19 protein-coding genes are annotated in these 22,518 nt (G+C 37.9%); 12 read left to right on the top strand and 7 right to left on the bottom strand.

Translation table 11 applies throughout. From position 1 onward, the window contains the following. Positions 1-19: 19 nt before the first annotated feature. Positions 20-2,740 carry a TonB-dependent receptor gene (locus A7A78_RS01145; RefSeq protein ID WP_068760403.1) on the bottom strand — a complete coding sequence of 907 codons (2,721 nt, stop codon included), beginning with the start codon at positions 2,738-2,740 and terminating at the stop codon, positions 20-22. 159 nt (positions 2,741-2,899) lie between these two features. On the opposite strand from A7A78_RS01145, the gene A7A78_RS01140 reads away from it, so the two are divergent. Together A7A78_RS01140 and A7A78_RS01135 are read left to right on the top strand one after the other, a co-directional pair. After that, positions 2,900-3,760, top strand: coding sequence for an alpha/beta hydrolase (locus A7A78_RS01140; protein WP_068760402.1), 861 nt, complete (start codon positions 2,900-2,902; stop codon positions 3,758-3,760). Continuing rightward, positions 3,757-4,554 carry an alpha/beta hydrolase gene (locus A7A78_RS01135; RefSeq protein WP_068760400.1) on the top strand — a complete coding sequence of 266 codons (798 nt, stop codon included), beginning with the start codon at positions 3,757-3,759 and terminating at the stop codon, positions 4,552-4,554. Before A7A78_RS01140 ends, A7A78_RS01135 begins: the two co-directional genes overlap by 4 nt. A 50-nt stretch (positions 4,555-4,604) precedes the next feature. Here A7A78_RS01135 and A7A78_RS01130 read toward each other — a convergent pair whose 3' ends face one another. Then, on the bottom strand, positions 4,605-5,078 hold the full coding sequence (locus tag A7A78_RS01130; protein ID WP_068760398.1) for a hypothetical protein: 474 nt from the start codon (positions 5,076-5,078) through the stop codon (positions 4,605-4,607). A gap of 200 nt (positions 5,079-5,278) precedes the next feature. Between A7A78_RS01130 and ychF the strand changes: the two genes are divergently transcribed. Next, positions 5,279-6,373, top strand: coding sequence for a redox-regulated ATPase YchF (gene ychF / locus A7A78_RS01125; RefSeq protein WP_068760396.1), 1,095 nt, complete (start codon positions 5,279-5,281; stop codon positions 6,371-6,373). A gap of 56 nt (positions 6,374-6,429) precedes the next feature. Here ychF and A7A78_RS01120 read toward each other — a convergent pair whose 3' ends face one another. The 4 genes from A7A78_RS01120 to A7A78_RS01105 form a co-directional block, all read right to left on the bottom strand. Further along, the gene (locus tag A7A78_RS01120) at positions 6,430-7,446 is read right to left on the bottom strand and encodes a phosphatase PAP2 family protein (RefSeq protein WP_094745992.1); all 1,017 of its coding nucleotides are present in this window, start codon (positions 7,444-7,446) and stop codon (positions 6,430-6,432) included. Between the two features lie 81 nt (positions 7,447-7,527). Further along, positions 7,528-7,824, bottom strand: a complete 297-nt coding sequence (locus A7A78_RS01115; RefSeq protein WP_068760394.1) for a chaperone modulator CbpM — start codon at positions 7,822-7,824, stop codon at positions 7,528-7,530. Next, positions 7,824-8,744: a DnaJ C-terminal domain-containing protein gene (locus A7A78_RS01110; protein WP_068760392.1), complete on the bottom strand. Its 921-nt coding sequence runs from the start codon at positions 8,742-8,744 to the stop codon at positions 7,824-7,826. Before A7A78_RS01110 ends, A7A78_RS01115 begins: the two co-directional genes overlap by 1 nt. Before the next feature lie 139 nt (positions 8,745-8,883). Next, entirely contained in the window at positions 8,884-9,471 is a 588-nt protein-coding gene (locus A7A78_RS01105) for a hypothetical protein (RefSeq protein ID WP_131811080.1), read from the bottom strand. Between the two features lie 204 nt (positions 9,472-9,675). Here A7A78_RS01105 and A7A78_RS01100 point away from each other — a divergent pair, with 204 nt between their 5' ends. The 3 genes from A7A78_RS01100 (at position 9,676) to A7A78_RS01090 (ending at position 15,939) form a co-directional block, all read left to right on the top strand. After that, a complete protein-coding gene (locus tag A7A78_RS01100) occupies positions 9,676-11,115 on the top strand; it encodes a glycosyltransferase family 39 protein (protein WP_068760388.1) in 1,440 nt (479 codons plus the stop codon). A gap of 149 nt (positions 11,116-11,264) precedes the next feature. Continuing rightward, positions 11,265-13,115 carry a DNA topoisomerase IV subunit B gene (locus tag A7A78_RS01095; protein WP_068760386.1) on the top strand — a complete coding sequence of 617 codons (1,851 nt, stop codon included), beginning with the start codon at positions 11,265-11,267 and terminating at the stop codon, positions 13,113-13,115. A gap of 130 nt (positions 13,116-13,245) precedes the next feature. Further along, positions 13,246-15,939: a DNA gyrase/topoisomerase IV subunit A gene (locus A7A78_RS01090; protein ID WP_068760384.1), complete on the top strand. Its 2,694-nt coding sequence runs from the start codon at positions 13,246-13,248 to the stop codon at positions 15,937-15,939. A 7-nt stretch (positions 15,940-15,946) separates the two neighbouring features. On the opposite strand, the gene A7A78_RS01085 is transcribed toward A7A78_RS01090, so the two are convergent. Further along, positions 15,947-16,633, bottom strand: coding sequence for a DUF4377 domain-containing protein (locus tag A7A78_RS01085; protein ID WP_068760381.1), 687 nt, complete (start codon positions 16,631-16,633; stop codon positions 15,947-15,949). A gap of 286 nt (positions 16,634-16,919) precedes the next feature. On the opposite strand from A7A78_RS01085, the gene rpsA reads away from it, so the two are divergent. From rpsA to pdxH, 6 genes are all read left to right on the top strand, one after another. Beyond that, positions 16,920-18,770, top strand: a complete 1,851-nt coding sequence (rpsA, locus tag A7A78_RS01080) for a 30S ribosomal protein S1 (protein ID WP_068760379.1) — start codon at positions 16,920-16,922, stop codon at positions 18,768-18,770. A 142-nt stretch (positions 18,771-18,912) separates the two neighbouring features. Then, positions 18,913-19,452 carry a bifunctional pyr operon transcriptional regulator/uracil phosphoribosyltransferase PyrR gene (gene pyrR / locus A7A78_RS01075; protein ID WP_068760377.1) on the top strand — a complete coding sequence of 180 codons (540 nt, stop codon included), beginning with the start codon at positions 18,913-18,915 and terminating at the stop codon, positions 19,450-19,452. 71 nt (positions 19,453-19,523) lie between these two features. After that, positions 19,524-20,462: an aspartate carbamoyltransferase catalytic subunit gene (locus tag A7A78_RS01070; protein WP_068760375.1), complete on the top strand. Its 939-nt coding sequence runs from the start codon at positions 19,524-19,526 to the stop codon at positions 20,460-20,462. Next, complete coding sequence (locus A7A78_RS01065; protein ID WP_068760373.1) at positions 20,452-20,787, top strand: ribonuclease Z; 336 nt, start codon at positions 20,452-20,454, stop codon at positions 20,785-20,787. Before A7A78_RS01070 ends, A7A78_RS01065 begins: the two co-directional genes overlap by 11 nt. A 94-nt stretch (positions 20,788-20,881) precedes the next feature. Next, positions 20,882-21,787 carry a ribonuclease Z gene (locus A7A78_RS01060; RefSeq protein ID WP_068760371.1) on the top strand — a complete coding sequence of 302 codons (906 nt, stop codon included), beginning with the start codon at positions 20,882-20,884 and terminating at the stop codon, positions 21,785-21,787. Between the two features lie 75 nt (positions 21,788-21,862). After that, entirely contained in the window at positions 21,863-22,507 is a 645-nt protein-coding gene (gene pdxH / locus A7A78_RS01055) for a pyridoxamine 5'-phosphate oxidase (protein ID WP_068760369.1), read from the top strand. Positions 22,508-22,518: the final 11 nt, after the last annotated feature.

The following is a 22,518-nucleotide window of genomic DNA, read 5'->3' as shown; positions in this document are numbered from 1 at the left end:
CTTAATAAAAAAGTTATTCTTAGAAATTGTAGTTTATCCTAGCATAATAGAATGCCCCACCAAAGCCCATTTGTACTGAATCCCAATATCCGCCGCCTTCAGTCCAATCGTCCTGCTGATCTGGATAAATATTAAAAAGGTTATTGGAGCCCACATTGAGTTTTATATTTTCAGAAACTTTAAAACCAAGATTTAAATCGGTTACAAATTTTGCGGTATAGGTATCGGTTGCCGCAACAATTTGACTTTCGAACCCACCATAATCCGCAGGATCTTCGAACATTTGAAAATCCAAAAGCTCAACTTCGCTGAAACGTGTTACGGTTACACCGGCGCTTAACCAATTTCTTTCATAGGTAAGGTTTCCAACCAATTTACTTTCGGGCGCGGAAGCCAATAAAAATGCCTTGTCGCGTTCCCCAAAAAATGTTTGCTCATCCAGATTTCCATTTTTCACATCTTTGATTACCATATTATTGAAATTCGCCAAAAGCGACACACCAATAATATTGTCATTAAAGTTGTCTTTATAGGTCAAAACCACATCAAGACCTGTAGTTTCTGTATCCACACCGTTTGCAAAGAATTGTGCGGAATCCACATTTTCAATTTGCGGCGCAGGAAAATTTCCAGTTAAAACAATTCTATCGCGAACGTCTATGTAATAAAGATCTGCAGTTGCCGTGAATTTTGAAAAGTTTGCAGTGAAACCCAAACCGGCATTAGTGGATTTTTCTTCCTTTAAAGGGCCAATTCCAAAAGAAGCCGTAACGGGGCTGTTGTTTGGGGATAACAATTGATCGCTTGCCACACCGCCAATAAAGTTGGTGAAACGTAGGTTGTAATAAAGCTGAGCCAAAGATGGAGCTCTAAAACCAGTACTTACGGAACCTCGAACATTTATGTTTTCTGTAGCCTTAAATCGCATTGCAAGTTTTCCGTTGATAGTACTTCCAAAATCGCTGTAATTTTCAAAACGTCCAGCAGCACTTATTAAAAAGGCCTCGCTTAAATCAAATTCCCCATCAGCATATACTGAAACGTTTGATCTGCTTCTGTCCACCTCATTTGATGGTCCATAACCTGGGAACCCCTGCGAGCCACCCGGTCTTAAAATTTGGTTTCCATCACCGTCCAAAATTGGGTTTCCGTCGCCATCGCGGTAAATAACGATATCTTCTTCTGGAGTATTTGCATTTACGGGAACGCCGTTCACGTCATAAGTTGCGTAGGAACCTTCTTCCCCTGCGAAAATTATAAAATTTTCCGTTCTGTATTCTGCACCGAAGGCGATGTTCATTCCACTTAAAACGTCGTCATAATATTTTGAAAAATCCAAATTTACTGTGTTTTGTGATAATGAATGGCCACCTGCGTCAAACTCTGTTGGTGAAAGATCTACCAAGGAAGCATTTAAAGTTCCTTTAATGTAATAATGAAAATTGTTAATTCCATAGGCATTACTAATATCCACTTTCCAGCCAGAATCTGTTTCGGTTTTAACACCTGCAACTACAGAATTATCCGTAATTATTGAAGTAATGCGTGGCGTATAACCGTTGGGAAAAATTGACTCTACAACACGATTTCCGCCATTTCTGGTGAAAGCATACGCATCGGTATCTCTATAGTTTCTTCCTCCGAAGGCATAAACTTCGGTTTTTTCACCAACTGGAATTCCAACATTTCCCATTAAATTGAAACCTTCAATGGCAGCCTCGCCAAATCCTTTTCTGAAATCGAAAGTAGGGCGTAAGGTCTTGTTTTTGTTGATATATTCCGTTGTGAAATTTGCGAAACCGCCTTTCTTTCCAATAGCAAATCCGTAGTTAGCACCAAATTTTAAAGAGCCGCCATCAAAATTCTGATCCTTTCCTATTGCATTTCCATCTTTTTCGGTATCAAGTCTATAACCATCAGTATTCCAAAGACCGTAAGCATCTTCTGTAAATGCGCTAGTATCAACATCTGCATTGGTGCTATAGGCGCCATAGGAAACGCTTCCCGATAATTCATCAACATTATCCTTAAGTACAATGTTGATAACCCCTGCAATTGCATCACTTCCGTATTGCGCTGAAGCACCGTCACGTAAAACCTCAATGCGTTTGATGGAAGTTGCTGGTATCGCGTTCAAATCAGTACCCGTATTTCCACGGCCGCGAGTTCCAAAAACGTTTATCAATGACGATTGGTGCCTTCTTTTGCCATTTATCAAGACCAAAGTTTGGTCGGGCCCCAAACCGCGGAGCGAAGCAGGATCAATATGGTCTGCACCATCTGAGCCTGATTGTTTGCTGGCGTTGAAAGAAGGAGCTGCATACTGCAAAAGTTCGTTTATTTCAACTTTTCCAACCTGTAAGGTTGTGGTTTCAACATCAATCACATCAATAGGCACCGCAGTGTTTACTGCAGTTCTTTTTGGGCTACGGGAACCTACAAGCATAACATCTTCCAGAGATTCACCTTCTGCAAGTGTTACTTGAATATTTGTTTGTCCATTCACTTCGACTTCTTGGGTGTTGAAGCCCACATAACTAATGCTTAGGGTTGCATTATCATTTACCTGAAGCGAAAAAGTTCCATCTATCGAGGTTGTGGTTCCGTTTGTTGTACCTTTTTCCAGCACATTCACGAAGGAAAGCGGTATTCCTGAGGCATCCGTTACCGTTCCAGTAACCGTGGTTTGCGAAAAAGCAATTCCGCAAACAAAAAATAATAAAAGTGTAATTTTCTTCATTGGTTGTTGTTTTTTATGTTAGTTATTTGTTAAAGTTAAGTTTTTAATTCATCCTTTAATCGAATTTATTTGCAATTTATAAACAAGGCTTTGTACATAACTTTTAAAAAGTAAAAATAGCAAGGCCTTAATTTTGTACATTTATAGGAAACGGAACTTATGCCACTGTGGCTGCATGTTTTAATTCTAATAATTGGCGCTTATATAATAGTGAGCGTCTTGCTCTATTATTTACAAGATTACTTTTTGTTCAAGCCTGAAAAACTTCCGAAGGACTTCAACTTTTATTACGAAAACCAATCCGTTTCAGAATACAATCTGGAAACCCGCGATGGCGCGATAATTAATGGATTGCATTTCAGCGTTGAAAAACCATTGGGCGTTGTGCTTTATTTAAAGGGGAATTCGAAAAGTATAAAGGGTTGGGGCAAGTTTGCGGTAGATTTCACGCGGAACAATTACGATGTAATAATGGTAGATTACCGAGGTTTTGGAAAAAGTACGGGCAAACGCTCACAAAAAGCCATAAAACATGATTTGCAATTTATCTATAATGAAATTCGGGAAAAGGTAAGTGAAAAATATATTATTATTTACGGACGTTCCCTAGGTTCGGGTTTTGCCACAAAACTGGCTTCAATGAACAACCCAAAAATGCTTATTTTGGACGCACCATATTATAGTTTGACGAAAGTAACCGGACGTTATATGCCGTTTATGCCGCTTTCCATTATTTTGAAATACCCAATGCCGACCTATAAATGGTTGAAATATGTGAAATGCCCAATCCACATCATTCATGGAACAAAGGACAAGCTAATACCTTTTGGCAGCAGCGTGAAACTTTCGCAGGTAAACCAAAAACTTACGCGTCTTCACCCCATTATTGGTGGTGGCCATAAAAATTTGAATAACTTTGAATCCTATCACAAAATTTTGACGGAAATCATTAAATCAAAAGCAGAGAAAATAGATTTTTCCACCACCAGCATTGGCGTAAAACATACTGCTAAGAAATGAAACGAAGACTCAAAAAATTCTTAATTGTTCTCGCTTCGTTGTATGTTATCATTTTCATCGGCCTTTATTTTCTACAGGAAAAAATGATTTTTATGCCAGATTCGCTTCCGCAGGATTATTTGTATTCGTTTTCAGAAAATTTTCAAGAAATCAATTTAGAAACTGAAGATGGCGCAAAACTGAATGCGCTTCATTTTAAAGTTGAAAATCCAAAAGGCGTAGTGCTCTATTTCCACGGAAACGCTGGCGAGCTTTCCCGTTGGGGGATTGTGGTCCAAAAATTTGTGGAATTGGATTACGATGTTTTGGTAATGGATTATAGAACCTACGGAAAAAGTACGGGGAAACTAAGCCAAGATGTGTTGTATAGCGACGCCCAATTGTTTTATGATTATCTGCTGAAAAGTTATTCAGAAGATGAAATATCTATTTATGGAAGATCTCTGGGGACTACTTTTGCTACTTTTGTTGCTGCAAAAAACCATCCAAAACAACTTATTCTCGAAGCCCCTTTTTATAGTTTGGACAAAGTGGCCGCGGACCGTTTTCCAATCTACCCTGTTAGTTGGTTTTTAAAATTTCACTTTCCAACGTATCAGTATTTAAAAGATGTTTCCTGCCCAATTACAATTTTTCACGGTACCGATGATTCTGTAGTAAACTATAAAAACAGTGAAAAACTCTCAAAAATCCAAACCAAGGAAAAACTCAATTTTATAACAATTTCCGGAGGAACCCACCACAATTTAGATAGTTACAGTGTTTACAAAAAAGCGTTGGATACACTATTATAAAAAAAACGCCCCAATAAAATTGGAGCGTTTTTTTAAAAATTAAAAGAGATTTAATCCTTTTTCAATTTTGCCATTCCTTTTGGTCTTGACTCTAGTTGCGCTCTTCTTTCGGCAAGCTCTTTTTGCATCTGTGCTTGTTTTGCCTCATATTCCATTTTCTTTTTTGCGGCCAGTGCTTCTTGTTCTCTTTTGGAAGCTTCAAGCTGTGCCTCTTGTTGCGCTTTCTTTTCAGCAATCATTGCTTCGTTTTGTTTGTCAACAACCACATCGTCAACAATCACTTTATTGTCTGAATCTTTTCGTGTTGCTTCGCTAAATTCTTGATTTGTTTTGTCATTGCCTTCAACAATTACAGCTCCACTTTCGGTATCGGTGTTTTTAATTTCTTTTATTTTTACATCGCTACCTTCTTTTGTAACAACACGTTTTACTGTAGATTCTTCTTTTACAGTTTTATTTACCTGTGCTTGGGTTGCCGTTATTGTAAAGGCAACAATTGCAATACTCATTAAAATACGTTTCATAATTATTGGTTATTTATTGTTTCAATTGTAAACTTAGGGCTATTGTCGTTAAATTCCTGTGAATTTTTAGTGAAATAAAACCCAAATTTTTTCTAAAAAGCATTTTAAATCAATTATGAAAAATTTGCTTTGAAGATGTATATTTGCACCCTCGTAAACCAAAACCAATTGTTAAAAGGTTTACACTAAAAATATATTTAATGAAAGCAGGTATTGTAGGATTGCCAAACGTGGGAAAATCCACACTTTTCAATTGTTTGAGCAACGCAAAGGCGCAGAGTGCCAATTTCCCTTTTTGTACGATTGAGCCCAACGTTGGGGTAGTGAATGTTCCGGACAAACGTTTGTTAAAATTGGAAGAATTGGTAAAACCAGAACGTGTGCTTCCTGCAACTGTTGAAATAGTTGATATAGCAGGATTGGTAAAAGGCGCAAGTAAAGGAGAAGGCTTGGGTAACCAGTTTTTGAGCAATATTCGTGAAACCGATGCGATTCTTCACGTTTTGCGTTGTTTTGACAATGACAATATTGTGCATGTTGACGGCAGCGTAAACCCAATTCGAGATAAGGAAACGATTGATATTGAACTTCAATTAAAAGATTTGGAAACGGTTGACAAAAAACTTGAAAAAGTAAAGCGAGCCGCCCGCACCGGAAATAAAGACGCCCAAAAAGAAGAAGCTGCTTTGTTGAAAGTGAAATCAGGTTTGGAGGCTGGAATTTCCGTTCGCGCAATAGATTTATCCGAAAGTGAACGGGAAGAATTCATTGTAAATGCACAATTCATTACTGACAAACCTGTAATGTACGTTTGCAATGTTGATGAAGGAGCTGCTGCAACTGGGAATGCCTATGTTGAAAAAGTGAAGCAAGCCGTTGCGGGTGAAAATGCAGAAGTTTTGGTGCTTGCCGTGGGAACGGAAGCAGATATTACGGAACTGGAAACTTTTGAAGAACGCCAAATGTTTTTGGAAGATTTAGGTCTTGATGAAGCTGGTTCAGCAAAATTGATTCGCAGTGCCTATAAGCTTTTGAAACTACAAACTTACTTTACCGCTGGCGTGAAAGAAGTTCGCGCTTGGACTATTCCAGTTGGGGCTACTGCGCCACAGGCTGCGGGAGTAATCCATACAGATTTTGAAAAAGGTTTTATTCGCGCCGAAGTAATAAAATATGACGACTACGTAACCTACGGAAGCGAAGCAAAAGTAAAGGAAGCCGGAAAGATGGGGGTAGAAGGGAAGGAATACATTGTTAAGGATGGTGATGTGATGCACTTCCGTTTTAATGTTTAAAAAAAATCCCGCTATAAGCGGGATTTTTTCTGCATTCTTTCCTTGAAGGTATAAACTTAAAATGTATATCTAAACGCCATTCCGTTATAACTGTCTCCGTTAAAACTTGTTCCAGAACTGGGGTAAATATCTATATTTTCGTTTTTTCTTTTATGCAGTTCGGGCACTAAAATTCCCGTTCCCGCACCCAGTACATATCCCAAGAGTACGTCAGTTAAAAAGTGCTGGCCAGCTTCCATTCTGAATACGCCAACGGCTGCCGGTAGAACGGCTGCCCCGCCCCAAATGAAAACTTTTCCGTTTGCATCGGGGTTAAAATCGCTATACGCCTTTGCTGCAAAAAAAGTAGCGGTTGCCGTTGCCGCAACATGACCTGAATAAAACGAGCGTTGACCATTATTTTTGAAACGCCTATCGTCAGTAGTATCCCCACTGTTGTCATAAACATAGGGGCGGCTTCTGTCCACCAAACCAGCGGTAATGGTATAAATAGCTGCGGTCGTGGCTAAGCTTTCAATATAAAGGCCAATATACTGCCCTGTGTGATCATTAATTTCAGCGTCAAAAAGAAACGCAAAAGGTGCGGCAAATGAAAGAGCAAAAGGGATGTCGCTTATGCTATTTGCGTTTTCCGAATGATTTCCAGCAACCCATTTATCTAAAAACGGAAGGTTGTCTATTTCTTCCTGTAGTTTTACAGGATCCAAAAATTTATCTCTTTCCGCTAAGGGTAAATCATCCTTGTTTTTTATCAAAATCAAGCCATAAGCACTGGCACCTATCCCTACACCAGTCCAAATTCCGTCGCGTACCCACTTCCATTCATAGGGAGAGGTACTTTTGTCAACAGATTTATTTTGAATATTTCCTGAAAAAGAGGTGCTTGGGGAATTTGTTGATGTATTTTTAGATTGATTGGAAAGTGACGAATAATTATTATCCTGAGGGATTGTATCCTGCGAAGCCGTTAAACCGGTATTGAAATTATAATTTATTTTTGTGACATTTAAACTGTCTTGTGCGTATGTATGTATTGCGAATAGTATCGCTAAAAGGGAGATGGTTTTTTTCATAAATGCTAAGATATATAGTTAAGCTTTACAGGAAATGTGCTTTAACTTTTATTTAAAATAAAAAATAAAGTGATTTTGGACTCAATTTGTTTGGTAAAATCCTAACTTCTTTTGTAATAAATCCAATTGTTTCTCCATTTTTTTCATTCGTTTAAGCATCTGTTTTATTGCGTCAAGGCCTTCAAAATTAATTCCTAAGTCGGTGTGGAGGCGAAACATTTTTTCTATTTCCGAAATATCCTTTTCATCAATAAAAACATCATTTTCCTTTTTCTCAAAAGTCACTAAACCATATTCGTGAAGGTTTTTCAAAAATGAATCCTCAATTTGCGCGTGTTTGCAGTAGTGACTTACCAATATATATTTTTCCCGTGCCATTATCTAAGTTTTGAGAGTTGCGTAAATAGTTCCTTTTCTTTTTCTGAAAGGTTTTTTGGAAGCACAATTTTATAGGTAATATAGAGATCGCCGTGCTGGTCTTCCTTTTTGTATTTTGGCAAACCTTTGCCTTTCAGTTTTACTTTCGTGTCGTTTTGGGTTTCTGGTTTTACGTTTAGTTTCACCTTTCCCGTAAGCGTTTCAACAGTTATTTCGCCTCCCAATAGTGCGGTATAAAGCGAAATTTCCTCGGTGGAATAAATATCACTTTCCAGCCTTTTAAATTGAGTATTGTTGAATATTTCGAAAGTGATAAAGAGATCACCTTTCGGCCCGCCGTTCATTCCTTCGCCACCGTAGCCCTTTATTTTTATTGTCTGTCCGTCTTCAACTCCAGCTGGAATGCTAAGCCTGATTTTTTTCTCGCCAATACTGATGGTTTGTTTTTGGCTAGTAAGCACATCAGTCAAATTCAACCGTAGCGTTGCGTTCACATCCTGTCCTTTGAACTGTGCGGTCTGCCTACGTCCACTGCCGCGACTAAAGCCGCCCCCGCCAAACATGGATTCAAAAAAGTCTGAAAATTGACTTTCATCAAAACCCTCACCACCGCCGGAATATGTTCTTTGTCCTCCAAAACCACCGCCAAAACCTTGGGAGCCTTGTTGTTGTTTGGCTTTTTCAAAAGCATCAGCATGTTGCCAATCCTTTCCGTATTCGTCATATTTTTTGCGCTTTTCGGGATCGCTCAATACTTCGTTGGCTTCATTGAGTTGTTGGAATTTCTGTTGTGCCGTTTTATCGTTCGGGTTTAAATCTGGATGTAGTTTTCGCGCCAGCTTTCGGTATGCTTTCTTTATTTCAGCCGCCGTTGCGTTTTTGTTCAGCCCAAGTACCTTGTAGTAATCTATAAATTCCATTTAAGCTTTTTGTTTGTGCTATGAAATTATAAAAAGAAATTCAACAAGTCAATGACAAAGCTCATTCTTGGGAAAAGTTTAGTAGTTGCCTTTATTTTTGGTTAATAAATTCCTTGGCTTTTCAATTAGATAGCGCATTTTATAGTTCTTTAAAGGAGTCTGCGATTTGCAGGAAAGTGTTTGTATATTTTTTTGAATATTTATTTAAGGTCCAGCCCATAATCATATAAAGATCATTTTCGCCTTCAATAAATGTCAAAATATAGGATATTTCATCATCTACGCCTGAAATCTTCCCGACAAATGCAACCTGTTCACTGTTCATCCCGTTAAAGGTCTTTTTTTCAGAAATTTTTTCGTTACTGATATTAATGTTCTCTCTTAAAAGTTGCATTTGTATGTCTCGGTAGCTTTCTATAGTAGATTGGGAAAATTCATTAATTCCTGCTTCATTTATTGCTGAAACAAACTGTTCCTTGCTTTCGTCAATTACAATTACATAAGTTTCCTTAAAAAGATTGTTGTATTGCAGCGAAGCTTCGTCATTTAACTGGTTTGTCTGCTTCATATAATTAGGAATGGACATCTGGTATTTCCCCTTTATTTTAACGGTTTTAAAATCCTTTTCCAAAGAAAGATTTTCCTCTTTATTGGGTTGTAAATAGTTACACGATGTAAATAATATGAAAACAAGTAGCAGACCGGAAATTTGATGGATTCGTTTCATTTTAAAAATTGAATTGATTTTGTTTTTCAATATATTGAATACAGGCAAATCGAAATTAACACTGACTAATTGTTCTTAACAAAACTTGAAGAATTATTGTTAATTACTTTCAGAAGTATTGGTTTCGCAAGTGCTCCCCTATATTTATATTAGCCAAAGTACAGTAAATTTTTATGACTGACACACAATACTGATACCCTTTGGATGAGTGGTTTAAGAACTATAAAGAATAAATTTTCCTCAGCGGACGCAAAGTATCTTATACCCGTAATTTTATTTTTAATAATAGAATTTTTTCTAACCATAAACACCCCTTTTTTTTGGGATGCATTAACCAAGGGATGGCGCGCAAGTTGGATTTACGAAAATAACTTTAGCAGCCTTATTGTTCCGGGGTATATGAATTCTGGCCATCCGCCACTATGGATCACAAGCTTGGCGCTAACTTGGAAGGTTTTGGGAAAAACGTTGTGGGCATCAAGATTGCTGCTGCTGCTTGTGAATATTGGCGTTTTTTACCAGCTATTTAGATTGGTAAAATCACTATTTGCGGAAAATGTTCCGCTTTTTCTTTTCTTTTTTATCTGTTTGGAACCCACCTTGCTGGCACAGACCACCAATTTGAATAATGACATGTTGCTGATGTTTTTCACATTAATGGCCTGCAACGCTTTGTTGAGAAATAAAGCTCTTTTACTGACCTTGGCGTTAGCAGGGGTGCTATTGACAAATTTGCGCGGCGTGTATATATTTATTGCAATAGCCCTTTGTCATTTCATATTAAATAAAAACAATTATATAAAAAACAGTAAAAAATTACTTTCTGCATATTTGATTGGCGGAGTATTATTTTCCCTTTTTGCCCTTTATCAGTATAGCGAAATTGGCTGGGCCATTATTACGAAGCAAACTAATTACGCACCACATAGAGAAGTGGCAACAGGCCAGCACATAATTAGAAATGTGTTTGCACATATAAAATTCTATTTGGATTTTGGGAGGATTTTTATTGTTGTTCCCTTACTTTTTCTACTTTGGAAATATCGAAAACCCACCGTAAAATTTAATACGGCAACCCATAAAACTTTTTTGATGTTACTGATTTTTATGATTGTGCTTTTCTTTGGAATCGCTCCATTCAGTAATCCTTCGGGCCCTCGTTATATGATGGTTGCCTATATTTTTGTAATGATTTTATTTGTCAATCTTTTATATGATAAAAATATGCAGACCAAAATTAAAAAATGGCTTATCCCTTTGGCCTGCATTGCTTTGATCACCGGACATTTTTGGATTTATCCCCCAAAGATTGCCCAGGCTTGGGATAGCTCCTATGCGTATCTTAATTATTTTCCAATGGAAAAAAAGATGCGAAATTATATAGACGCAAATAACATCCCGAAAAATGAAGTTGCAACCTATTTAAGCTGGAATTCAGAAGATTTTTTCAACCCTAGCAATAACAGTGAAAAGTTCGCTTTACCAAATAAAGATTTGAGTAAAAACAAATACATAATTGTTAGTAATGTAGAAAATTTTATGGAGGAAAAAACCTTGGATATCATAATGGATTCATGGACATTAAAACAAAAGTTCTCTCAATTGGGGGTTTTTATTTCCTTGTATGAAAATACCAATTATTGAAAGCATTTATATCAAACATTGGCTTTTACGTTATTGGCTGTAAAATTAAAAGTTAACAATTTGATATAATTTATTGTTAATTACTTTCCAAAGTATCGGTTTCACAAGTGCTAGCGTATATTTATATTAGCAACCCTACATAAATTATCATGGCCGAAACACAATACACCGAAGACAATATACGCTCGCTCGACTGGAAAGAACACATCCGTATGCGTCCGGGCATGTATATTGGGAAACTTGGTGACGGTTCTTCGCCCGACGATGGCATCTATATCCTTCTAAAAGAGGTTATTGACAACTGTATTGACGAATTTGTAATGGGCGCCGGAAAGACCATCGAAGTCCGCATAAAGGATAAAGAAGTAAAAGTACGCGATTACGGTCGCGGAATTCCGCTGGGAAAAGTGATAGACGTAGTTTCAAAAATGAACACGGGCGGAAAGTACGACAGCCGCGCCTTCAAAAAATCTGTGGGTTTGAATGGCGTTGGTACCAAAGCCGTGAATGCGCTTTCCTCATTTTTTAAAGTGGAATCCATTCGCGAAAACCAATTGAAAGTTGCCGAATTTTCGCAAGGCGAACTCACAAATGATTCCGCAATAGAAGAAAGCACTAAGCGAAAAGGAACCAAGGTAGTTTTTGTTCCAGATGATAGTATTTTCAAAAACTTCAAGTATCGCACGGAATATGTGCAAAAAATGCTGAAAAACTACGTCTATCTCAATCCGGGATTGACGATAGACTTCAACGGCGAAAAGTTTTATTCAGAAAATGGTCTGAAAGATCTTTTGATGGAAACCATCAGTGATGAAGATATGGCATACCCGATAATTCATCTTCGCGGCGAAGATATTGAAGTTGCCATAACACACAGTAAAACCCAATATAGCGAAGAATATCACAGTTTTGTAAACGGTCAAAACACCACGCAGGGTGGAACGCATTTAGCCGCTTTTCGCGAAGCATTAGTGAAAACTGTTAGAGAATTTTACAATAAAAATTACGATGCAAGCGATGTGCGAAAGTCAATCGTTTCTGCAATCAGTATAAAAGTGATGGAACCCGTTTTTGAAAGCCAAACGAAAACAAAACTCGGTTCTACAGATATGGGCGGCGATTTGCCAACAGTGCGAACGTTTATAAATGATTTCTTAAAAACGCAGTTGGATAATTATCTACATAAAAATCCAGAGGCTGCGGATGCTATACAGCGTAAAATTGTTCAAGCAGAGCGTGAGCGTAAAGAATTAAGCGGTATTCGAAAACTTGCAAAAGACCGTGCTAAAAAAGCAAATCTTCACAATAAAAAATTACGCGATTGCCGTGTGCATTTGGCCGATATTAAAAACGAAAGAAATTTGGAATCGACCCTTTTTATTACCGAGGGAGATTCTGCGAGTGGAAGTATAACCAAAAGCCGTGATGTTAATACACAAGCCGTTTTTTCACTTCGTGGGAAGCCTTTGAACACCTACGGAATGACCAAAAAAATAGTTTACGAAAACGAGGAATTCAATCTTTTGCAAGCTGCGTTGAATATTGAGGATTCGATGGAAGATTTGCGGTACAATAACATTGTAATTGCTACGGATGCTGATGTGGATGGAATGCACATTCGTTTGTTGTTAATTACGTTTTTCCTTCAGTTTTTTCCTGAATTGATAAAGGAAGGCCATTTGTATATTTTGCAAACGCCGCTATTTCGTGTTCGTAATAAAAAGGAGACCATTTATTGCTATTCCGAAGAAGAAAGAGTAAACGCCATAGAAAAACTAAAACCAAAGCCAGAAATCACCCGCTTTAAAGGTTTGGGGGAAATATCACCAGATGAGTTTGTGCATTTTATAGGGAACGACATTCGTTTAGACCCTGTAATGCTTGATAAATCGATGAGTATTGAGGAATTGCTTTCGTTTTATATGGGGAAAAACACCCCTGATAGGCAGGAATTTATTATTGATAATTTGAAGGTTGAGTTGGACAGAGTGGAGGAGTAAACTTTTCACCTCTGTGAAACTCAGCAAAACCTCTGAGCAACTCTGTGTAACAACTATAACGCAGAGGCGCACAAAGAATCACAGAGTTGCACGGAGAAATAAATAAAAATAGAGAATAGAGAATAATAGAATGAGTGACGAACTCAACAATAACGAAGAAGAACAAACAGGCCCAGACTATTTGGGCGTAAACGACGATACCTCCGGCGAATCCATAAAAAAGGTAACCGGAATGTACCGCGACTGGTTTTTGGATTACGCCAGCTACGTAATTCTGGAACGCGCCGTTCCCGCTATTGAGGACGGTTTCAAGCCTGTGCAGCGCCGCATTATGCAATCCATGAAAGATTTGGACGATGGGCGTTATAACAAAGTTGCGAACATCGTTGGGCATACCATGCAATATCACCCACACGGAGATGCAAGTATTGCAGATGCAATGGTGCAAATAGGCCAAAAGGATTTACTCATAGACACCCAAGGAAACTGGGGAAATATTTTAACCGGCGATGGCGCTGCGGCTTCACGATATATTGAGGCACGACTTTCAAAATTTGCGTTGGATGTAGTTTACAACCCAAAAATAACCAAGTGGCAAGCTTCCTATGATGGACGTAGAAAAGAACCTATAAATCTTCCAGTTAAGTTTCCGTTACTTTTAAATCAAGGTGGGGAAGGAATTGCGGTTGGACTTTCAACTAAAATACTTCCACATAATTTTATTGAATTGATTGATGCTTCCATCAAGCATTTGCAAGGCAAGAAGTTCACAATTTATCCAGATTTCCCAACGGGTGGAATTATGGATGTTGCCAACTATAACGATGGTTTGCGAGGAGGAAAAATAAGAAGCCGTGCACGAATCAACCAGCTCGATAAAACCACGCTTATAATTACCGAAATTCCCTTTGGAACAAATACTTCTTCGCTGATTGATACCATTCTGAAAGCGAATGACAAAGGAAAAATAAAAATTAAGAAAATTGAGGATAATACCGCTGCTGAGGTAGAAATCCAAATTCATTTGCCCAGCGGAATTTCACCCGATAAAACCATTGATGCACTTTACGCTTTCACGGCTTGCGAAACTTCAATTTCGCCATTGGGCTGTGTGATTGAGGATAACAGACCTTTGTTTGTGGGCGTTTCTGAAATGCTCCGCGTAAGTACGGATCGAACAGTTGAATTGCTTAAAAGTGAATTGCAGATTCAACTAGATGAATTGGAAGAACAATGGCATTTTGCTTCTTTGGAACGCATTTTCATAGAAAACAGAATTTATCGTGACATTGAAGAAGAGGAAACGTGGGAAGGAGTTATTGCTGCAATCGACAAAGGTTTGCAGCCGCATATTCAGCATTTGAAGCGTGCCGTTACCGAAGAAGATATTGTGCGTTTAACAGAAATTCGAATCAAACGTATTTCAAAATTTGATATAGATAAAGCGCAGCAAAAGATCGATGCACTGGAAGATAGCATTGCTCAAATAAAGCATCACTTAGCAAATTTAATTGAATATGCGATTGACTATTTTAAAAGACTAAAAAAGGATTACGGTACCGGAAAGGAACGTAAAACCGAAATCAGAACTTTTGATGATATTGAAGCGACCAAGGTTGTAATTCGAAATACAAAACTATATGTAAACCGTGAAGAAGGATTTGTGGGTACAAGTCTGAAGCGTGATGAATACGTGGCAGATTGCAGTGATATTGACGATATTATCGTTTTCACTGAAGACGGAAAAATGATGGTCACTAAGGTGGATCAAAAAACATTTGTAGGCAAAGGAATTATCCATGTCGCGGTTTTCAAGAAAAAGGACAAGCGCACCATTTATAATATGGTTTATCGTGACGGGGCGCGTGGTGCAAATTACGTGAAACGTTTTGCGGTTACTGGCACAACGAGGGATAAGGAGTATGACATGACAAATGAAACGAAAGGCTCCAAGGTGCTTTATTTTACGGCTAACCCCAATGGTGAAGCTGAGGTTGTAAGTGTTTTTCTTCGCCAAACCGGAAGTATAAAAAAATTAAAATTTGATCTCGATTTTGCCGATCAATTAGTAAAAGGAAGAAATTCAAAAGGAAATATTGTTACAAAGTATTCCATCAAAAAAATTGAACTGAAAGAGAAAGGTCTTTCAACATTAAAACCAAGAAAAATATGGTTTGATGATTCCGTGCAACGATTGAATGTGGACGAGCGGGGAGAACTGTTGGGTGAATTTCGAAAGGAAGATAGATTGCTGATTGTAAAGCAAAGCGGGATTGTAAAAACCGTAGTTCCGGACATTCAACTTCGCTTTGATGACGATATGATTATTTTAGAGAAATGGGATCCAAAAAAACCCTTGAGCGCCATTTATTGGGAAGGCGAAAAGGAATTGTTTTATGTGAAACGCTTTTTTATTGAACATCCCGACCGCGAGGAAATAATTATTACTGAGCATCCAAATTCCTATTTGGAAAAAATATTCACGGATTACCGTCCAATGGCCGAAATAGTTTTTGCCAAAAAAAGAGGACAGGAGCGCGAAGAAAATATGGAGCTCAATTTAGAGGAATTCATCGCCGTAAAAGGAATTACCGCAATGGGCAACCAGCTTACCAAAGATAAAGTTTTGGAAATAAATACTTTGGAGTCGCTTCCTTATGAGCCACCAACCCCAATAGAACCTGAGGAAATTGATGTTATTGATGAGGAGGACATGGCTTCAAATGATGAAGATTCCGAAGACACAAACGACTCTGGCGAAAATGACTCAAATGATGAAAACGACTCAAAAATAGATGAAGGCGGGCAAGGGTTGTTGTTTTAAATTCCCGTTAATCTACCTTTTGATATTTCAAAACTTCATTCCCGTCAGCGTCATAAAAATAAAGCTGTAAACCATCAAGTTTATAGGTTTTCGTTTTCCCAAGTGCTGAAGTGTATTTTGAGGAAAGCTCCATATTTGGACAGGCCATTTTGGTTCCGCCAATGGCTCCAAATGCTATATTTTTTTCATCCAAAGTTTCAATGCTACCAAACATATTGTTGCAGCCGTCATTTCCGAAGATTTTCATTTCATTTAAATGAATTTCTAGAACGGGTTGCTTTTGCAGCTTTTCACTATCAATCATTTCGCCGTCAATTGCTTTTACTGCCCAAATATCGTTGAGTCGCATTTTTTCATCTCTGTTTTTTTCAATCACTTTTACCAAAGAATACTTTAAAGTTGAAGCATCGGCAGGAACGGTTGCGGGATCCAATTTTTCTTTTTTCACGGAAAGTTTATAGATATATCCTGGCTCATATTCAAAACCTTCAATGTTTCCGTAGAAATTTTTCCAACCGTTTGGCTTGAATGTTTCGGATTCTTGTATTTGTAAACATTGCATTTTGCTAACACCAGTGCATTCTACTTTTGAACTGTTCACAAAAAGGATTGTTTCTGCATTTTTTTCTGAGGAATTATCCCCGCAAGTGTTTAATGCAATGGCAGAAATGAAGAAGGCTAATAGGAATTTCATAAAATATCTTTTTTCGAATTGAAAGAACAAAGTTAAATAGATGATTATCAGCTAAAATAATTTTGTGAAAACTTTAAAGAACAATTTATTTAAAGTTTTGAAAATCAAAAGAGAAATAGTATTTTTGCACCCCTCTTAGCGACGAGTCAAGAATAAGAGGAATTAAAACAAAACAAAAACAAACCCTTCTGTGGGATAGTCGCAGTAAAATCTTGTAACAGCACAGAATACAAAGCATTGGTTTTTTTAGGAATTGTATTTCTGAAAAAATCAATTTTACAAGCAAATGGCTGATAAAGCAAACAAAGAAGAAGTGCAGGTAGAAGATACTGCAACTCAAAACGAGGCAACTACAAAGCCTCAAAAGGAAGTTTCCCTAAAGGAGAGCAATCCAGAAAAATTTCTTGCAGATTTCAACTGGCACAACTACGAAGAAGGAATTGATCCTATCGACGATGGTAAGCTTGAGGAATTTGAAAAATTGGTAGCAGAGAATTTCGTTGACACTCTTGATGACGAGGTTGTTGAAGGAAAAGTGGTTTACATCACTGACCGTGACGCAATTATCGACATCAACGCAAAAAGTGAAGGTGTTGTTTCATTAAACGAATTCCGTTACAATCCAGATTTAAAAGTTGGTGACAAAGTAGAAGTATTGATCGATGTTCGTGAGGACAGCACTGGTCAGCTTATTCTTAGCCACCGTAAAGCTAGAACCATTAAGGCTTGGGATCGCGTAAACGCTGCCCACGACGAAGCTACAATCGTAAACGGTTACGTAAAATGCCGCACAAAAGGTGGTATGATCGTGGATGTTTTCGGTATCGAAGCTTTCTTGCCAGGTTCGCAAATTGATGTTAAACCAATCCGTGATTACGACGTTTACGTTGGTAAAACAATGGAGTTCAAAGTGGTTAAAATAAACCACGAATTCAAAAACGTTGTTGTTTCTCACAAAGCGCTTATTGAAGCGGATATTGAAGAGCAGAAAAAAGAAATCATCGGCCAACTTGAAAAAGGACAGGTACTTGAAGGTGTTGTTAAAAACATTACTTCATACGGTGTATTCGTTGATCTTGGTGGTGTTGATGGACTTGTTCATATTACTGACCTTTCTTGGTCACGTATCAATCACCCGAATGAAATCGTTGAACTTGATCAGAAATTGAACGTTGTAATTCTTGATTTCGATGAAGATAAAACACGTATTCAATTAGGTCTTAAGCAATTGAACGCTCACCCATGGGAAGCTCTTGGAGAAGAGTTGAAAGTTGGTGACAAAGTGAAAGGTAAAGTAGTTGTTATTGCAGACTACGGTGCGTTTATCGAGGTTGCTGAAGGTGTTGAAGGTCTTATCCACGTTAGCGAAATGTCTTGGAGCACGCACTTGCGCAGCGCACAGGATTTCGTAAATGTTGGTGACGAGGTTGAAGCGGTAATTCTTACAATGGATAAGGAAGAGCGCAAAATGAGCCTTGGTATTAAGCAAATGACTCCAGATCCATGGACTGATATCACTAAAAAATACCCAGTTGGCTCACGCCATAAAGGTATTGTTCGCAACTTCACCAATTTTGGTGTTTTTGTTGAATTGGAAGAAGGTATCGATGGTCTTATCTACATAAGTGATCTTTCTTGGACCAAGAAAATCAAGCACCCAAGTGAATTCACTAACATTGGTGATGAACTTGAAGTGGTTGTTTTGGAATTGGACGTTGAAGGCCGTAAACTTAGTTTAGGTCACAAACAAACTGAAGAAAATCCTTGGGATAAATACGAAGACGAATTTGCTGTTGGAACTAAGCACACTGCCAAGATTGACGAGGTAGTTGACAAAGGAGCAACTGTAAAATTCAACGATGATATCGTAGCTTTCGTACCAGGCCGTCACCTTGAAAAAGAAGATGGTTCTATGTTGAAGAAAGGTGATGAAGCAGAATTCCAAATTATTGAGTTCAACAAAGAATTCAAGAAAGTGGTTGCTTCACACATGAGCATTCACAAAGAAGAAGAAGCAAAAATTGTAAAAGAAGCTGTTAAAAAACAAGCTGCTTCTGCAGATGAGGCAAAACCAACCCTTGGTGATGCTAACGCTAAATTACAAGAGCTTAAAGACAAAATGGACGGTAAAAAATAATCGTTGCATTTATAAATAATTAAAAGCCTTTCGGAAACGAAAGGCTTTTTTTATGCCTTAGATTTAATCAATTTCAAATACATCACTTTAAAAAGCCAAAAAAAATGTATTTTTGCTTTCTGAATACAATTCAGAACTTCCTATGAGCCAAAAAGTGTTATTGAACGCAACCGAGATAAACATTGCGCTTAACCGTTTGGCTTGCCAATTGATCGAAAAACACGACGACTTTTCAAAAACAGTACTTATCGGAATCCAGCCTCGTGGCGTTTTTTTAGCAGAAAGGTTGAAAACGCTGTTGGAAAACGAATACAAAATCAAAAATATAAAGCTTGGCTATTTGGACATCACATTTTACCGTGACGATTTCCGAAGAAGTGAAAAACCGCTGGAAGCCAACAAAACCCGAATTGATTTTATTGTAGAAGATAAAAATGTTGTTTTTATAGACGATGTGCTTTTCACAGGAAGAAGCATCCGCTCAGCATTAACAGCGATGCAATCTTTCGGAAGACCTTTGGAAATAGAATTGCTGACGTTGATAGATCGCCGTTTTAGCCGTCATTTACCCATACAGCCCGATTATCGCGGAAGGCAGGTAGATGCTATCAACGGTGAAAAAGTAAAAGTATATTGGAAGGAAAATGATGGAGAAGATGCAGTTTATCTCGTTAAAAATTGAAACCGAAACTGAAATCGAAAGACCGACAACTGAAAACCGATAACCGATAACCGATAACAGAAAACCGAAAAATGAGCGAACTAAGTGTAAACCACTTACTGGGAATAAAATACATCACCGAAGCCGATATCCAACTCATCTTCGAAACGGCAGATCATTTTAAAGAAGTAATCAATCGGCCAATCAAAAAAGTCCCATCGCTTCGTGATATTACCATTGCCAATCTCTTTTTTGAAAATAGCACTCGAACCAAACTATCCTTCGAATTAGCTGAAAAAAGGCTTTCGGCAGATGTTATAAATTTCGCGTCATCAAGTTCTTCGGTAACCAAAGGCGAAACGCTTATTGATACCGTAAACAACATTCTTTCAATGAAAGTAGATATGGTGGTGATGCGCCACCCAAATCCTGGCGCAGGCGTATTTCTTTCAAAACACGTTGATGCAAGTATAATTAATGCTGGAGATGGTGCGCACGAACATCCAACACAAGCATTGTTAGATGCTTATTCCATTCGTGAAAAGTTGGGTGATGTTGCCGGAAAAAAGATTGTGATTGTAGGGGATATTCTTCACTCAAGAGTTGCTTTATCAAACATTTTCGCACTTCAAAAACTTGGAGCTAAAGTTAAGGTATGTGGTCCTAAAACCCTTATTCCGAAATACATAGAAAAAATTAATGTTGAAGTTGAAACCAACCTTCGCAAAGCCTTGGAATGGTGCGATGTAGCAAATATGCTTCGCGTGCAGAACGAACGGATGGACATTAGTTATTTCCCTACAACTAGGGAATACACACAACAGTTTGGCTTAAACAAAAAGCTGCTTGATTCCCTAAATAAAGAAATTGTAGTAATGCACCCAGGGCCAATAAATCGCGGGGTAGAAATTACAAGTGACGTGGCAGACAGCAAACAATCCATCATTTTGGAACAAGTACAAAACGGTGTTGCCATACGTATGGCAGTTATCTATTTATTGGCTTCAAAAATAAAACATCATGAAGATTGATAATCATCCAAATTACGTTGTCCTTGAAGATGAAAAGGACGATATCATTGACTTTGCATCGTTTATAGAAAGTCAGGTTCCTTCAAAATACAAAGGACAAAATGTAATTTTAAATCTTTTGAAATACGATTCATTAGATCTTCCGCAACTATTGCAGTTCCTTAAAACGTCTAATCTTCACCGAAAAACAAAGCAATCTTTCGTTATAGTAAATGACGCTATAGATATTGACGATGTTCCTTTTGAGATGATCGTTGTTCCAACCCTGCAAGAAGCGGGTGACATTGTTGAAATGGAGGAAATAGAAAGAGACTTGGGATTTTAAAAAAGTTTGCGGTCGCAGTAAACAGTCACAGTTTATATTTTAAAATTGAACACTACTGTAAACTGCGACTGCGACTGAAAACTTACAATTTAAAATGAAAATAACAATCCTAGGATGCCATTCCGCAACACCAACAGTCTCACAGCACCCAACGGCGCAGGTTTTGGAAATGAAGGGCCATCTTTTTTTGATTGATTGTGGAGAGGGAACCCAAACCCAATTACGGAAATACAGGATTAAATTTTCGCGGATTAAGCACATTTTTATTTCACATTTGCACGGGGATCACTTTTTTGGATTGCCAGGACTTATTTCTACATTTCTTCTTTTGGGAAGAGAGGCTGAGCTTCACATTTATGGGCCAAAAGGTATTAAAGAAGCTATTTTGCTTCTTCTAAAACTTGGAAAAACATACACGAATTATCCGTTATATTTTCACGAATTGGAAGACACTTCGTCTCAAATGATTTTTGAGGATGAAAAGGTTTCTGTGGAGACCATTCCTTTGGACCACAGAATTTACACCAACGGATTTCTTTTCAAAGAAAAACCAGATGATCGCAAGCTAAATGTGGAAGAAGCCAGAAAACTCAATATCGATTTAAGCTATTACAACAAAATAAAGCAAGGGTTTGATGTTGAAAACAAAGATGGAAAGCTGATTGCAAACAAAGACATTACTTTTGATCCGCCACCAACAAAATCCTACGCATATTGCAGTGATACGGCCTATAATCCACAGATGGTTCCGCAGATTGAAAATACTACAGTTTTATATCACGAATCAACCTTTTTGGAAGAACACCACCATCTTTGTGATAAAACCAAGCACAGTACTGCTAAAGAGGCGGCGGTCATAGCTAAAAAAGCAAAAGTAGAAACCTTAATTCTTGGCCATTATTCTGGCCGTTACGGCAATTTGGAACTTTTCAGAAAAGAAGCACAAGAGGTTTTTGAAAACGTTGAATTGGCGGAAGACGGCAAGCATTTTTCTTTTTAAAGTTTAATACATATTTAATATGTCAGTGTTTCAAAAAAAAATTTAAAACACTTAACTTGCATTAAAACTTGAACTATGGCTGAAAAGCTTCACCATTACCGAAAATCTTACGAAAAGGGAGAACTTTCTGAAACATCTGTAGATGAAAACCCGATGCAGCAATTCCGCACCTGGTTTTTTGAGGTGAAGGATAATGGCGGTGTAGATGAAGTGAATGCAATGACATTGACCACAATCGGCACAGATGGTTTCCCGAAAGGGAGAGTTGTTCTTCTTAAAAAATATGACGAAAACGGATTCTATTTTTATACTAATTACAACAGCGAAAAAGGCAAATCCATAGCCAATAACAACAGGGTCTCGCTTTCCTTTTTTTGGCCAAATATGGAGCGTCAGATTATTATAAAAGGAACCGTTGAAAAAACTTCGGAAGCAGATTCAACCAATTATTTTCATTCCCGCCCCAAAGGAAGCCAGTTGGGCGCTGCGGTTTCACATCAAAGTGAAGTTGTAGCCTCGCGTGAAGTTTTGGAAAAAAACCTGGCTGAGCTTGAAAAAAAATACGAAAATAAAGAAGTGCCAAAACCCACAAATTGGGGTGGTTTTGTGGTAAAACCGGTTTCCATTGAATTTTGGCAGGGCAGACCCAATAGACTACACGACAGGATTCGTTATACTTTGAAGGACGATGATTGGGTTGTTGAGCGTTTGGCACCATAGTTTTTAAATCC

Source organism: Aequorivita soesokkakensis (assembly GCF_001641085.1).
Taxonomy (GTDB): domain Bacteria; phylum Bacteroidota; class Bacteroidia; order Flavobacteriales; family Flavobacteriaceae; genus Aequorivita; species Aequorivita soesokkakensis.
The sequence above is the reverse complement of the archived record's forward strand: the minus strand, read 5'-3'. Positions and strand labels throughout refer to the sequence as shown.